Annotated in this window: 16 protein-coding genes; 8 read left to right on the top strand and 8 right to left on the bottom strand. The window is 55.8% G+C overall.

Features of this window, described 5'->3' with window-relative positions; all coding sequences use genetic code 11:
* Positions 1-29 precede the first annotated feature (29 nt).
* Together recA and recX are read left to right on the top strand one after the other, a co-directional pair.
* Positions 30-1,094, top strand: coding sequence for a recombinase RecA (gene recA, locus I9H07_RS16790; RefSeq protein WP_024644417.1), 1,065 nt, complete (start codon positions 30-32; stop codon positions 1,092-1,094).
* Between the two features lie 5 nt (positions 1,095-1,099).
* Positions 1,100-1,570, top strand: a complete 471-nt coding sequence (recX, locus tag I9H07_RS16785; RefSeq protein WP_058824101.1) for a recombination regulator RecX — start codon at positions 1,100-1,102, stop codon at positions 1,568-1,570.
* A gap of 25 nt (positions 1,571-1,595) precedes the next feature.
* Here recX and I9H07_RS16780 read toward each other — a convergent pair whose 3' ends face one another.
* Together I9H07_RS16780 and I9H07_RS16775 are read right to left on the bottom strand one after the other, a co-directional pair.
* Positions 1,596-2,693 carry an LOG family protein gene (locus I9H07_RS16780; RefSeq protein ID WP_058391746.1) on the bottom strand — a complete coding sequence of 366 codons (1,098 nt, stop codon included), beginning with the start codon at positions 2,691-2,693 and terminating at the stop codon, positions 1,596-1,598.
* A 184-nt stretch (positions 2,694-2,877) separates the two neighbouring features.
* Complete coding sequence (locus tag I9H07_RS16775; protein WP_024675607.1) at positions 2,878-3,294, bottom strand: quorum-sensing-regulated virulence factor family protein; 417 nt, start codon at positions 3,292-3,294, stop codon at positions 2,878-2,880.
* A gap of 295 nt (positions 3,295-3,589) precedes the next feature.
* Between I9H07_RS16775 and I9H07_RS16770 the strand changes: the two genes are divergently transcribed.
* The 3 genes from I9H07_RS16770 to I9H07_RS16760 all read left to right on the top strand — a co-directional run bounded on the left by I9H07_RS16770 (position 3,590) and on the right by I9H07_RS16760 (position 5,604).
* Positions 3,590-4,300: a tRNA-uridine aminocarboxypropyltransferase gene (locus I9H07_RS16770; RefSeq protein WP_024675606.1), complete on the top strand. Its 711-nt coding sequence runs from the start codon at positions 3,590-3,592 to the stop codon at positions 4,298-4,300.
* Between the two features lie 208 nt (positions 4,301-4,508).
* Positions 4,509-5,156, top strand: coding sequence for a response regulator transcription factor ErdR (erdR, locus tag I9H07_RS16765; protein WP_058391747.1), 648 nt, complete (start codon positions 4,509-4,511; stop codon positions 5,154-5,156).
* Between the two features lie 82 nt (positions 5,157-5,238).
* Positions 5,239-5,604, top strand: coding sequence for a diacylglycerol kinase (locus I9H07_RS16760; RefSeq protein ID WP_024675604.1), 366 nt, complete (start codon positions 5,239-5,241; stop codon positions 5,602-5,604).
* Positions 5,605-5,610: 6 nt separating this feature from the next.
* Here I9H07_RS16760 and I9H07_RS16755 read toward each other — a convergent pair whose 3' ends face one another.
* Complete coding sequence (locus I9H07_RS16755) at positions 5,611-6,537, bottom strand: LysR family transcriptional regulator (protein WP_024675603.1); 927 nt, start codon at positions 6,535-6,537, stop codon at positions 5,611-5,613.
* Between the two features lie 123 nt (positions 6,538-6,660).
* Between I9H07_RS16755 and fpr the strand changes: the two genes are divergently transcribed.
* On the top strand, positions 6,661-7,440 hold the full coding sequence (fpr, locus tag I9H07_RS16750) for a ferredoxin-NADP reductase (protein WP_002554680.1): 780 nt from the start codon (positions 6,661-6,663) through the stop codon (positions 7,438-7,440).
* Positions 7,441-7,488: 48 nt separating this feature from the next.
* On the opposite strand, the gene tsaA is transcribed toward fpr, so the two are convergent.
* The 5 genes from tsaA to rimO form a co-directional block, all read right to left on the bottom strand.
* Complete coding sequence (gene tsaA / locus I9H07_RS16745) at positions 7,489-8,196, bottom strand: tRNA (N6-threonylcarbamoyladenosine(37)-N6)-methyltransferase TrmO (RefSeq protein WP_024675602.1); 708 nt, start codon at positions 8,194-8,196, stop codon at positions 7,489-7,491.
* A gap of 13 nt (positions 8,197-8,209) precedes the next feature.
* A complete protein-coding gene (locus I9H07_RS16740; protein ID WP_024675601.1) occupies positions 8,210-8,671 on the bottom strand; it encodes a DUF1456 family protein in 462 nt (153 codons plus the stop codon).
* A gap of 76 nt (positions 8,672-8,747) precedes the next feature.
* Positions 8,748-9,458, bottom strand: a complete 711-nt coding sequence (locus I9H07_RS16735; protein WP_058824211.1) for an rRNA pseudouridine synthase — start codon at positions 9,456-9,458, stop codon at positions 8,748-8,750.
* Positions 9,459-9,551: 93 nt separating this feature from the next.
* Positions 9,552-9,992 (bottom strand): GNAT family N-acetyltransferase, encoded by a 441-nt coding sequence (locus I9H07_RS16730; RefSeq protein ID WP_058824100.1) that lies wholly within the window; start codon positions 9,990-9,992, stop codon positions 9,552-9,554.
* A gap of 104 nt (positions 9,993-10,096) precedes the next feature.
* Entirely contained in the window at positions 10,097-11,425 is a 1,329-nt protein-coding gene (gene rimO / locus I9H07_RS16725) for a 30S ribosomal protein S12 methylthiotransferase RimO (RefSeq protein ID WP_236424634.1), read from the bottom strand.
* A gap of 114 nt (positions 11,426-11,539) precedes the next feature.
* Between rimO and I9H07_RS16720 the strand changes: the two genes are divergently transcribed.
* Positions 11,540-12,598: a hypothetical protein gene (locus I9H07_RS16720; RefSeq protein WP_236424636.1), complete on the top strand. Its 1,059-nt coding sequence runs from the start codon at positions 11,540-11,542 to the stop codon at positions 12,596-12,598.
* An 86-nt stretch (positions 12,599-12,684) separates the two neighbouring features.
* Positions 12,685-14,304 carry a recombinase family protein gene (locus I9H07_RS16715; protein WP_236424639.1) on the top strand — a complete coding sequence of 540 codons (1,620 nt, stop codon included), beginning with the start codon at positions 12,685-12,687 and terminating at the stop codon, positions 14,302-14,304.
* Positions 14,305-14,329 lie beyond the last annotated feature (25 nt).

The following is a 14,329-nucleotide window of genomic DNA, read 5'->3' as shown; positions in this document are numbered from 1 at the left end:
TAATTGAATTTGATTACGTGAGGACTTCAATGGACGACAACAAGAAGAAAGCCTTGGCTGCGGCCTTGGGTCAGATCGAGCGTCAGTTCGGTAAAGGTGCCGTGATGCGCATGGGCGACCACGATCGCCAGGCGATCCCTGCCATCTCCACCGGTTCGCTGGGTCTGGATATCGCACTCGGTATCGGCGGTCTGCCAAAAGGCCGGATCGTTGAAATCTACGGTCCAGAGTCTTCCGGTAAAACCACGCTGACCCTGTCGGTCATCGCACAAGCCCAGAAAATGGGCGCCACCTGCGCATTCGTCGATGCCGAGCACGCACTTGATCCGGAATACGCCGGCAAGCTGGGCGTCAACGTCGACGACCTGCTGGTTTCGCAGCCGGATACCGGCGAGCAGGCGCTGGAAATCACCGACATGCTGGTGCGTTCCAATGCCATCGACGTCATCGTTGTCGACTCCGTCGCCGCGCTGGTGCCGAAGGCCGAGATCGAAGGCGAGATGGGTGACATGCACGTGGGTCTGCAGGCACGTCTGATGTCGCAGGCACTGCGCAAGATCACCGGTAACATCAAGAACGCCAATTGCCTGGTCATCTTCATCAACCAGATCCGCATGAAGATCGGTGTGATGTTCGGTAGCCCGGAAACCACTACCGGTGGTAACGCGCTGAAATTCTATGCTTCGGTACGTCTGGACATTCGTCGCACCGGCGCTGTGAAAGAGGGCGACGAAGTTGTCGGCAGCGAGACCCGCGTCAAGGTCGTGAAGAACAAGGTGGCTCCGCCGTTCCGTCAGGCAGAGTTCCAGATTCTTTATGGCAAGGGTATCTACCTGAATGGTGAAATCGTCGACCTGGCCGTTCTGCATGGCTTTGTCGAGAAATCCGGTGCCTGGTACAGCTACCAGGGCAGCAAGATCGGTCAGGGTAAAGCCAACTCGGCCAAGTTCCTGGCGGACAACCCGGAAATCTGCAAAGCGCTTGAGAAGCAGATTCGCGACAAGTTGCTCACCCCTGGCGTCGACACCAAGGCTGTTGGCTCTCGTGAAGCAGTTGTTGCCGATGATGTGGCTGAAGCCGACGCCGATATCTGATAGCCATGTCTGCTGTGCTCGATACACCTGTCGCCATACGGCGAACTGCAATGGACCTGCTCGCACGCCGCGAGCATGGTCGAGTCGAGCTGACGCGCAAGTTGCGTCAGCGCGGCGCTCCCCCCGAGCTCATAGAACCTGCTCTTGACCGTTTGGTCGAGGAAGGTTTGCTCTCTGAGTCCCGTTATCTTGAAAGTTTTGTTTCTTACCGTGCGCGCTCGGGCTATGGCCCTGTTCGTATCCGGGAGGAACTGAGCCAGCGCGGTCTGCAGCGCGCCGACATTGAGCAGGCGCTCAAAGAATGCGGGGTTGACTGGCAAGAGAAGCTTGAAGAGATCTGGCAGCGCAAGTTCTCTGGTGCATTACCGGTCGATGCTCGTGAACGTGCCAGACAGGGGCGTTTTCTGAGCTATCGAGGGTATTCGCTGGATATGATCGGCCGCCTGTTGAGCGGCCGTAATAATCGGGACGATTGATATCGAAATGGGTTTAGCGGCGGTGCTATACCGCCGTATTTCTCGTGGCTGAGGCGTCTGCCCAGTTTTCTTGCAGATTGATGTAATCCACTAATTCCCGAAGCCGACCCTGGTTGCGCCCTGTAAAGGTGAACGCAAGCCGTGTCAGGTGACTGAATTGCGCTTCATCGTGTTCTTCGCCCTGATAGCTGTGCTGATGAAAGTTTTCACTGATGCACAGGTCAGCGAAAGCTTCCTGCATGTGCGCCAGTGCCTGCTCGCTTAGCGAATGATGCATGCGAATCACGAATTTGTTCTTTAGCCAGCGACTGGAGTGGAAGTTGTTGTAAAACTGATTGATCTCTTCCACGGCCTCGTCGGCGCTGTAAACCAGTCTCATGAGCTTCATATCGGCTGGCAGGATGTAGTGATTCTCCTGCAGCTGGTTTTTGATGAAGTCCAGCGCGCCTTGCCAGAAGCTGCCGCCCGGTGTGTCCAGCAACACAACCGGCACCAGCGGGCTTTTGCCGGTTTGTATTAAAGTCAGCACTTCCAGCGCTTCGTCCAGCGTGCCGAAACCGCCTGGGCAGAGCACCAGTGCATCGGCCTCTTTGACGAAGAACAGTTTGCGGGTGAAGAAGAAGTGGAAGGGCAGCAGGTTTTCAGTGCCGTCCACCGTCGGATTGGCATGTTGCTCGAACGGCAGGGTGATGTTGAACCCAAGACTGTGTTTCAGCCCGGCACCGGCGTGCGCTGCTGCCATGATGCCGCCGCCCGCCCCAGTGATGACCATCATGTCGGACTGTGCCAGTTTCTCGCCCAGCTCTGTGGCTTGCGCGTACAGCGGATGTTCCACCGGTGTACGAGCAGAGCCGAACACGGTGACCTTGCGGCGTCCCTTGAAGCGCTCAAGCACACGAAAGGCTTTGTCCAGCTCTCGCAGTGTCTGCAGCGTTATCTTGACGTCCCAGCGATTGCGGTTGTCCTGAGCCATGCGCAGCACGGTCAGGATCATGTCTCGATACAGCGGCAGGTTGCGGTTGTCCGGGGCAACCTGATGGATATGCTCTTCGACCTTGCTGGTCAGGTCTAGGCCGTTACTCTGGAAATGTCGGGATAGAAGATCGTCAGGTACATACGGCATTCAGGATTTCTCCTCCTGCAAAATCAGTGACCCGCTAGGGTGCGTCGATTCGATGATGTGCTGGTTTGCAGAGAAAGGCTATCGGTTACCCGTGGGTTTTCAAGGTAAATGAGTTGCTGAATGTCTAAACGCCGAACGCGCCTGAGGGGTAGGCGCGTGGCAGATGATGAAGTATCCGGGCGGCTTACTTCTTCGCTTTTACCGTGCAGTCCGAGGCCTGGAAGGTCTGGGTCGCGACCGGGCGGTTGGTTTTGTACTCGGTAAACTGATACTTGAGCACGGCGCCTTTGGTCATCAACTGGCGGAAACCGTTGTTGTGGCAAACGCTGTTGCCCAACTGGTTGCGCATGACATCAGGGTTGGCGCGCATTTGCTGGGCCTGGCCTTCACGCACGCTGAGGTGGTTGATCAGCTCGTTGCCGCTCACGGTATAGCCCTGATCCAGAATGTCTTCGTTGATCGCCCGTGGGGTTCCGACACTGCTTTCCTTAGCGACTTTTTCCAGCATCTTGCTGAGTTCGAACTCCTGTTTCGACGCCGCCTGGGCGCACAGCGGAGCAACGAGCAACAACGTAAGGGTAGGGGCGATAAGGCGCAGCATTAAACTCTCCTGATTAAGTAGCTGGTCGTTGGACCCGCGACTGCAACGTGCGTTCCGGCCAGCCCGTTACTAACACGGGCTGCAATGGCGCAGCAGTATAGAGCAGGAGTCTTCTTCGGGCCTAGGCTCTGTACGAAAAGTGGCTGCGCCCGTTTCCACGCTGCTCGCGCTGAAACGGGAACATACCCTGGACCGAAAGCAGGCTGATGCTCTGGAGCTCTGATAAACTGCGCGTACTTTATTGCTGTCGAGTCTTCGTGGTGTCGATGTATTTTCCCTGCTGGCGTGTCCTGCCATGAGCCACGCCGTTTCCCGTCTGCGCGACGAACGCCTGGCACGCGCCGTCAAGCCTTTCACGGCACGAGGGTCGCGAGCGCCGCGCTGCCCTGATTGTCGGGTCATTTCCAGTTATTGTCTGTGCGCGTGGCGTCCCAGGGTTGCTGCTGATTCGGGCATGTGCCTGTTGATGTATGACACCGAGCCGTTGAAGCCGACCAATACCGGTTGGCTGATCGCAGATGTCATCGAAGACACGCATGCGTTCGGCTGGTCTCGGGTTGAGGTCGACGAGCGGCTGCTGGCCCTGCTGGATGATCCGCAATGGCAGCCTTACATCGTCTTCCCAGGCGAGTTCGTCGCCGAAGAGCGGGTGGTGACCGAGGTGTCGCGTGAAAACGGCAAGCGTCCTTTATTCATCTTGCTGGACGCGACCTGGAATGAAGCGCGCAAGATGTTTCGCAAAAGTCCTTATCTGGAACGGTTTCCGGTGCTTAGCCTGGCGCCTGAGCAAATCTCGCGTTATCGCCTGCGTCGTTCCAAGCGTGACGATCACTTCTGCACGGCGGAAGTTGCTGCCCTGTGCCTGGAGCTGGCTGATGATTGCAGTGCCAGCGGCGTACTGGATGCGTATCTGGATGTGTTCAGCGCCCATTATCTGGGCGCCAAGTTTCAGAACCCGGTCGACCCGAACGACGCGGCGCACACTCATTTGAAGGCTTTTCTTTAGCGATATGGCTAATTGCTGCCTCTGTCCACAGGCAGCGGCGCTTCGCGCTTGACCGTCATGGTGTTGCTGGTCATGCTTGGCGCCGCCTGGAAGCCGATTCATCTGGTCTGGCGTTGTGCTTGCTGCCCTTTTTCCGGCGCAGTGCGCATTTGTCAGGCCTGGAGCGGCCGTCTGTTTCGGCCCCTCTCTATAAAAACAGGATTACTACATGACCTACGACATCCTGATCGCCGATGATCATCCCCTGTTTCGCAGTGCGCTGCACCAGGCGTTGACCATCGGCCTGGGGCCTGCAGCACGGCTGGTCGAGGCAGAGAGCATCGCGCAACTGGAATCGCGTCTGGACGAAAAAGCCGACTGGGATCTGGTACTGCTGGACCTGAACATGCCGGGGGCTTACGGTTTCTCCGGGTTGGTACTGTTGCGTGGGCAATATCCGCAAATACCGGTGGTGATGGTCTCGGCGCAGGAAGAGGCGTCGATTGTCGTGCGCTCGCGTGAGTTCGGCGCCAGTGGTTTCATTCCCAAATCCAGTTCGCTTGAAGTCATTCAGCAGGCGGTCCGTACCGTGCTGGATGGTGATGTCTGGTGGCCGCCGCAAGTCAATGAGGTGATCAGCGTTTCGGACGAGGCAAAAGCGGCCAGTGCAGGACTTGCCAGTCTGACACCCCAGCAATTCCGGGTGTTGACCATGGTCTGCGAGGGTCTGTTGAACAAGCAGATAGCCTCCGAACTCAGTGTCTCCGAGGCCACTATCAAGGCTCACGTTACGGCCATTTTCCGCAAGCTTGGGGTGCGCACGCGTACGCAAGCCGCGTTGCTGTTACAGCAGCTTGAGTCGATTTCGTCTCACTAAAAGCACTTCATGTGGCTGTATTCACGCTTTTTTGACCTTTAGTGCCTTAGTTTTCCTCATCTTTTTCGCACGGCAGCCCCCTATGTCGCCCTTCAAAGGCCAAACCGGTCTTAAACGTATTCTCAATGCCGCAGGCTATTCTCTTGACGGTATGTCCGCTGCTTTCAAGGGCGAAGCTGCCTTTCGTCAGTTGGTGCTGCTCAATGTCGTGCTGGTGCCGCTTTCGTTCTTCCTCCATGTCAGCAAGGGTGAACACGCCTTGCTGGTTGCGGTGTGCCTGCTGGCGCTGATCGTGGAACTGCTCAACTCGGCGGTCGAGGCGGCCATCGACCGTATTTCCCTGGATCTGCATCCGTTGTCCAAGAACGCCAAGGACATGGGCAGTGCCGCGCAATTCATCGCGCTAAGCATGATCGCGCTGGTGTGGGGCATCGTGCTGCTGGGCTAAGCCCTATCAGTACAGACTGGGCAGCACTATTTCGTCGCTGCGCTGCGCCCCGGCTGTAAAGGCGCGGCACAGGTCGAGAAACTCGCGCATGGCAGAGGTCTGGTACTTCTGTTTATGCCAGATAAAGTAGAACTGCCGCGCCAGGTCCAGCTCTGGCGTGGCCAGTTCCACCAGATTGCCACGACGAAACGCGTCGCGCAGTGCCAGCCTGGAAATGCAGCCAATCCCCAGACCGGACTCCACCGCGCGCTTTATCGCTTCGGTGTGTTCCAGCTCCAGTCGCACATTCAATCCATTGCGATGATGACGCATGGCCTGATCGAACGTCAGCCTTGTGCCAGAGCCTTGCTCGCGCAAGATCCAGGCTTCATGGGTCAGTTGCTCCAGCGATGCCTGACCGCCTTTCGCCAAGGGGTGTTGTGGCGCGCAGAACACCACCAGTTCGTCCTTTACCCAAGGCTGGACTTCGATGTCCGGGTGACTGCAATCGCCTTCGATCAGGCCCAGGTCGATCTCGTAGTGCGCCACCTGCTGCACGATGTTCGCCGTGTTCTGGACATGCAACTTGACCTGGCTTTCCGGGTGGCGCTGCATGTAGCCGCCGATCAGCAGGGTTGCCAGGTAATTGCCGATGGTCAGCGTCGCGCCGACCGCCAGCGAGCCGAAGCCGGATTTGCCGTTGAGCAGGTCTTCGATTTCCTTGGCCTGATCGAGCAGTGCAACGGCTTGTGGCAATAGCTGCCGACCGGTCGCGTTGAGGCTGAGCCGTTTGCCGGCGCGATCAAACAATTGGCAGCTCGACTGGCGTTCCAGTTCTGTAATGGAGGTACTGGCCGCCGACTGCGAAAGCGAAAGCAATACCGCTGCTCTAGAGACGCTTTCCTGCTGGGCAACGGCGACAAACACTTGAAGTTGACGGAGAGTAAATCGCATATCTATATAACCGATTACCTATATCTTAATAATTCATTTAACAGATATTCTGTCTGCCACTAGAATGTCGCGCAATAGCGCAGTGCTTCTGCGCGCACTATTTTTTCAGGAGTCCTCACGTACATGAGCAACATGAACCACGAGCGTGTCCTCAGCGTCCACCACTGGAACGACACCCTCTTCAGTTTCAAGTGCACCCGCGACCCAGGCTTGCGCTTCGAGAACGGTCAGTTTGTCATGATCGGTCTGCAGCAGCCCAATGGTCGCCCGCTCATGCGCGCCTACTCGATTGCCAGCCCGAACTGGGAAGAGCATCTGGAGTTTTTCAGCATCAAGGTGCCGGACGGCCCGCTGACCTCGCAGCTGCAGCATCTGAAGGAAGGTGATGAAATCATCATCAGCAAAAAGCCTACGGGCACCTTGGTGCTGGACGACCTCAAGCCTGGCAAGCATCTTTATCTGTTGAGCACCGGCACCGGCCTGGCGCCGTTCATGAGCGTGATTCAGGACCCTGAAACCTACGAGCGTTTCGAGAAGGTCATTCTGTGCCACGGTGTGCGTTACGTGAACGAAGTCGCCTACCGCGAATTCATCACCGAGCATCTGCCGCAGAACGAGTTTTTCGGTGAAGCGCTGCGTGACAAGCTGATCTACTACCCGACCGTTACACGCGAGCCGTTCGAGAACGAAGGCCGCCTGACCGATCTGATGCGCAGTGGCAAACTGTTCAGCGACATCGGCCTGCCACCGATCAATCCTCAGGATGACCGCGCCATGCTGTGTGGCAGCCCGAGCATGCTCGACGAAACCAGTGAAGTGCTCAACAGCTTTGGCCTGACCGTCTCGCCGCGGATGCGTGAGCCGGGTGACTATCTGATCGAGCGTGCATTCGTCGAGAAGTAAATCGGTCCATAAACACCCGCCTCATCCTTGACAGGATCAGGCGGGTTTTTAGTGCGCGGAATTTGTCGCCAGCGTCACTTCAAGCACCCGGATGACGCCCGCCTGCGGGTAATGCCAGCGCACATCCAGGTCCCAGAACCGGGCCCCGTAGCGGCGTTCTGGCGTAGGCAACTGATAGGCCGGGCGCGGATCTTGAGCCAGGCATTGTTCGATCAGCTCAACCAAAGGCTCGCTCAGGCGCAGCGCGTGTTCGTGGGCCTGTACAAGCGCTGCGTCCTGCCACTGCACCGGAATCAGCTCGGGTGCCGCGCTGGCGATATCGTTGCGAGCACCGCTGACGGCATCGGCGTAGGGCACGTAAGGCTTGATGTCCAGCACGGGCGTGCCGTCCAGCAGATCAATGCCTGACAGCCAGAGGCGTCCGGGTTCGACCTTGTCCAGCTTGACCACCGATTGCCCGATACCGTTGGGGCGATGGGTGGCGCGCGTTGCGAACACCCCCATCGACTGGTTACCCCCAAGGCGGGGAGGGCGCACTTTAAGGCGTGGCTTGTCTTCCAGCGCCAGATGAAACAGGAACAGCAGCCACACATGGCTGACCTGCTCCAGGCCCTGAACGGCTTCACCCTGATCGAAAGGTGCCACCAGTTCCAGGACCCCGCGTGCTGCCGGAGCCAGCTGCGGCTGGCGCGGAATGGCGAACTTCTCTTTGAAGCAGGAGCGCACGAACCCGACAGGGGAAACGTTGTAACTCATGGTGTCAGCCGATTCAGCCACGAACGCGCAGGGTCAGGCCCTTGAGAAAGTTGCGCAACAGCTGATCACCGCATGCGCGGTAATTGGTATGCCCAACCTTGCGGAACAGTGCACTCAGCTCTGGTTTGGAGACCGGAAAGTCGACGGATCTGAGGATGGCGTGCATGTCGTCCTCTTTCAGTTCGAAGGCCACGCGCAGTTTTTTCAGAACGATGTTGTTGGTGATCGGCAGCTCGATTGGCTGCGGTGGACGGCTTTCGTCCTTGCCACGCTTGAAGTAGACCAGGCCGTCGAGGAAATGCGCCATGATCTCATCGCTGCAATCGAGGTAGCCTTCTTCTTCGTCTTTTTTCATGAAGGCGATGACGTCGCTTTTCGACACTTCAAAGCCGGTCAGCGCGGTGATTTCGACAACCTTGCTGTCGCTGATATCGAGCATGTAGCGCACGCTGCGCAATACATCGTTGTTCATCATATGGCGTGAGTCCTGATAGTCGTATGGCGGCGCGTGAAGATGATCACGCGCGCTGTAATAAGCGGGTGTGGAGCGGTCAGAACTTTTCCTTGCTCGTCATGTAGCGCCATTGACCTTCTGGCAGCTTGCCCATGGACACGCCGCCAATGCGAATGCGGCGGAGGGAGACGATCTTCAGGCCGACCGCTTCGCACAACTGCGCAATGATGCCGGGCTGCGGATTTTTCATGGCGAAGCGCAGACGGTTTTCGTTCTGCCAGCTGGCCTTCACGGCGGGCAATTCCTTGCCCTTGTAGGTCAGGCCATGGTTAAGACGGTTCAGGCCGTGGGCAACCATCTCGCCCGAGATTTCCACGACGTATTCCTGTTCGATCTTGCTGCGGTCGTCGGTGAGCTTGCGCAGGATTTTCCAGTCCTGGCTGAACACCATCAGGCCGCTGGCGTCGGCTTGCAGGCTCGAAATCGGTTCGAGGCGCATGAAGTGGCCTTTGAGCGGACGCTTGCTGTAGCTGTGTTCTTGGGAAAGGGTGCCCGGTGTAATCATCTGCAAAGCGCTTTCGGCACTGGCCGACGCTGGCTTGTGCAGGATAATGGTCACGGGCTCGGGAGAGTCGGCCTTGGCGTCCGGGCTTAGCTCGATTTTCTGGGTGCTAACCTTGAAGTGCGGCTCTTCGATAACCACGCCATCCACAGTGACCCAGCCACCCTCGATAAACAGCTCGGCCTCCCGGCGGGAACAGCCCACCAGTTCGATAAGGCGTTTGGAAAGGCGAATGGGGTCTGTCATGACAAAAAAGCCGCTTACTGATGAGAAAGGCAGCATTGTAACCGCCTGCGCCCGGTTAATCGCTGCAACATTGCAATTGGGCGGCAATCGGCTTCAATCCCGGCCGTCGAGACGCATCCTGAGCATGGGGTAGGGGTTGCCAAGGCCGTCCACTTCCGAACGACTGACAATTTTGAAGCCATGCTTGCAGTAGAAGCCGAACGCTCGCGGATTCTGTTCGTTCACGTCCAGCTCGACGATGCCGAAATGCTGGATGGCGTGCTGCAGCAGGAAGCTTCCGAGGCCTTGATGCCGATGTTCTGGCGCAACGAACAACATGTCTAGTTTGTTTCTATTGACGCCTGCGAAGGCGGTGATGCGCGACGCCTCATCGCGGGTACAGAATAGCGTCACGCTGTCCAGGTACTGCGTCAGCAATGCCCTGAGCCTGACGATGTAGGCCTCGGGCATGAAGTCGTGGGTGGCGCGCACCGAGCGCTCCCAGACGTCAGTCAGTTGCGGATAATCCTCTTTGCGCGGGGCACATAACTGCATCTCGGTCGCTCCTTATTGCCGATTCTGCATAGACAACAATCGCGCATAAAAAAGCCCTGCCGTTTCAAAGGCAGGGCTTTTTCGAACAGCGTGTAATGCGAAGCTTAAAGCACCTCGGCCCACAGGTCGTATTCATCGGCATCGGTCACGCGGCACATGATCTTGTCGCCAGGCTGGACCGTGCTGTTGTCGTCCAGGCCGATAAAGACGTTGCCATCGATCTCCGGTGCATCGAAGAAGCAACGGCCCACAGCGCCGCGTTCGTCGACTTCGTCGATCAGCACTTCGATTTCCTTGCCGATCTTCATCTGCAGGCGTGCAGCGCTGATTGCCTGCTGGTGGGCCATGAAACGGTCCCAGCGATCCTGTTTGACGTCATCCGGCACGATGGCCGCGTCCAGCAGATTGGCCGGCGCGCCTTCGACCGGCGAGTACTGGAAGCAGCCGACGCGATCCAGTTGGGCCTCGGTCAGCCAGTCCAGCAGGTACTGGAAGTCTTCCTCGGTTTCCCCAGGGAAGCCGACAATGAACGTCGAGCGGATGATCAGCTCGGGGCACTGTTCGCGCCAGTTCTTGATACGTGCCAGGGTCTTGTCTTCGAAGGCCGGGCGCTTCATCAGCTTGAGGATTTTCGGGCTGGCATGCTGGAAAGGGATGTCCAGGTACGGCAGGATCTTGCCGGCCGCCATCAACGGAATCAGCTCGTCGACATGCGGATACGGGTAGACGTAGTGCAGGCGAACCCAGACGCCCATCGAGCCGAGCGCCTGACACAGTTCGGTCATGCGGGTCTTGATTGGCTGACCGTCCCAGAAACCGGTGCGGTATTTGACATCGACGCCGTAAGCGCTGGTGTCCTGAGAAATCACCAGCAGCTCCTTCACGCCGGATTTGACCAGGCGCTTGGCTTCGTCCAGCACATCGCCTACCGGGCGGCTGACCAGCTTGCCGCGCATCGACGGGATGATGCAGAAACTGCAGCTGTGGTTGCAGCCTTCGGAGATTTTCAGATAGGCGTAATGGCGCGGGGTCAGCTTGATGCCTTGCGGCGGCACCAGGTCGATCAGCGGATTGTGATCCTTGCGTGGCGGCACCACGTCGTGCACGGCATTGACCACCTGCTCGTACTGCTGAGGACCCGTCACCGACAGCACGCTCGGGTGTACGTTGCGAATGACACTCGCATCGACGCCCATGCAGCCGGTTACGATCACCTTGCCGTTTTCCTTGATCGCTTCACCGATCACCTCCAGCGACTCGGCCTTGGCCGTGTCGATGAAGCCGCAGGTATTGACCACGACCACGTCGGCGTCCTCGTAGGTCGCAACGACTTCGTAACCTTCCATGCGCAATTGGGTCAGGATGCGTTCGGAATCAACGAGCGCCTTCGGGCAACCTAACGATACCCAACCTACACTGGGGGCTTTGCTCATATAATATCCTCGGTTGGGTATCTGGATCGGGGCGCGCGATTCTAGACGCAGTACAAAAAATGTGCAAAAAATTAATCAATAATAATTATCATTCTTATCTTTCAGGGATTGATCATGCTAATAGATGACCTTCAGCAAAATAAGCCCGTAGAGGGGTCGTCAATTGGCGATTTTAAGAAACACCCAAAAAGCCCGGTCTATAGATGGGTAAGTCGAGCACCAAAGGAGATACCCTTTATAAGTTTGATGATAGCAACGATTGCGGGTTTTTTTAGTGTTGTTCTTTTGTTGGTACCGTCTGATATTTATGCGGACTTGGTAGTTGAAATATTGGACAAGATACACTCTATAAATCCGAATAGGGCTGTAACGCTTTTTGTATTGTTGATTGGTTTTGTTTATTTGTTGACTCGAATTGCTGCAGATATGTCGAAAAGAAGTAGGCTCACGGATAGAGGCTTTATAGATATTGATTATGAAAAATCAAAAAATAAAGAATTGTATGATGAGATGGAAAAGCTAAAGCTGTTTGTGTCAAACAAGATGGTTGTTGATAAAGCGCTTCGTGAAAGATATGCTGCTTCATTCACGCAAGATACAGATGAGCCTACAAAGCCTTCAGTTAACCCGGTTGAGTCTCATATACTTGGTGTAATAAAATCTCTAGAGCAACACATTGATCTTTCTGATAAAAAAGCTTCTCGTTTACTTGATACAGGTACTATGTATCTCCGTCGTGGAATCTATTTTTATGTAAGTTCTATTTTTGTGTGGCAACTTGTAGCGCACATCTGGGGTGTAGATCGATCGCTGATTTTTGGAGTGGTTTCATGCTCGCTGACGTTTCTGGTGGTCGAGTTTTTAGCTGCTTGGTTTTTAAAGCAGTACCGCAATTTCAATGATTCATCCATGCAATTTATGAGGGTAAAGTCTACCTTTGACCGGTATTTACTTTCTTACCATACGATAGCGCAGTTTTCTGGAGATCAAGAGTCAGCGAAAGCTGAAGCTAGGGCACTCATGTTGAAAGTACTCGAGGAGAGCGTTCGCTGGCCTGAACTCAATGCGCTAAAATCTACTGATGTAAATCATATGGTACAGATGTTCGAATCTGTAGGAAGTGTTCTTGATCGGGTGAAGGACTTAGCCATGAAAAAAGAAAAGCAAGAGTAATAAGCGATGATTTCAATTATTAATAGCTTCCTAGTAAGAGGGATTGTCCGTGCTTGAAAGCATAATCTTCTGGGGTGGTTGCTGTAATGACTGATTTTGAAGCTCGAGTGTATAGCTACCTTCGCTTCTCAGACCCACGGCAAGGATCTGGTGGCAGCGCCGATCGTCAGTTGCAATATGCGCAACGCTGGGCAGCAGATAAGGGATTGTCGTTGGACGAATCCTTATCCATGCGGGACGAGGGTTTGTCAGCTTACCACCAACGGCACGTGACGCAGGGTGCCCTCGGCGTTTTCCTCAGAGCGATCGAGGACGGACGCATCGCATCAGGATCAGTTCTTGTTGTTGAAGGCTTGGACCGCCTGAGTCGCGCAGAGCCGATCCAAGCCCAGGCTCAACTCGCCCAGATAATTAATGCCGGCATCACAGTCGTCACGGCTAGTGACGGGAAAGAGTACAACCGTGCCGGGTTGAAAGCGCAACCTATGGACCTAGTTTATTCGTTGCTCGTAATGATCCGGGCGCACGAAGAATCGGATACCAAGAGTAAGCGCGTGAAAGCCTCAATAATTCGGCTATGCCAAGGCTGGCAAGCCGGTATATATAGGGGGCTGATCCGCAATGGCAAGGATCCCCAGTGGCTGACATGGACAGGCAGCGCCTGGGAAATGATCCCTGAGCGGGTCCTGACTGTTCGTCGCGCATTAGAGCTGTATCAGGAGGGGATGGGGGCAGCGCGTGCAACGCGGATATTGCATCAGGAAGGGCTGGACTACGCAAAAGCTGGGATAACGAAACAACACATCTATCGTTTGATCAAACTGCAGGCGCTCAGAGGAGCTAAAAGCTTATCAATAGATGGCGAGGAGTTTGTGCTGGAAGACTATTATCCTCGGCTGCTTTCCGAGGAAGAGTGGGCAGACCTTCAGCACCTAGCTGGTCAGCGCCTGCGCCGACGTGGACATGGTGAGATACCTGGGATTATTACAGGTATCGGCATTACCTATTGTGGTTACTGCGGCACGGCGCTCGTGGGTCAAAACATGATGACCCGCATGAAGGCCGACGGCACGATTTCTGACGGGCACCGCAGGCTCCACTGTGTTTCCTATGGCGTAAACGGTGGCTGTAGCGCTGGAGGGTCTTGCAGTGTCGTACCTGTTGAGAATGCGATCCTTACGTTTTGCTCTGATCAAATAAATCTGCAACGCCTTATGAAGGTTGGAGACGAAGGGCAAGGCGTTCGCAAACAACTTGCTGTAGCGAGAATGGCAGCTGAAAAGCATGCTGTTCAGCTAGGCAAAATTACGGACGCTCTTCTTGCCGATGAAAGTGGTGCTGCTCCGACCTCTTTCATTCGAAGGGCTCGTGAGCTTGAAGCAGAGCAGGCCGAGGCGCTCAAAAGGGTGCAGCAACTCGAATATGAGCTTGCCGCTGTGTCCGGATCCGGTAAGCCGGCTCAAGCAGATCGCTGGGTTGAACTGGCAGAACTCGTCCGCGCTGGAGATTATCCTTCCAGGGAGAAAGTACGGCAACTCGTGATGGATACATTTGAAAGAATCGTTGTATTCATGCGCGGGATGGGTGCAGAGGACAGGTCCAGCAAATTCATTGATGTTCAGTTGCTGTCCCGTACGGGGCAACACAGGCTTTTGCAAATCAACCGTAAGACAGGTGCCTGGGTCGCTAGTGAGGATTGGGACTGACGGTTGCGTGCCTCGCCGCAGTCAA

It is taken from the genome of Pseudomonas syringae (genome assembly GCF_023278085.1).
Taxonomy (GTDB): Bacteria; Pseudomonadota; Gammaproteobacteria; order Pseudomonadales; family Pseudomonadaceae; genus Aquipseudomonas; species Aquipseudomonas syringae_Q.
This window is presented reverse-complemented; position numbering and strand designations above follow the sequence as displayed.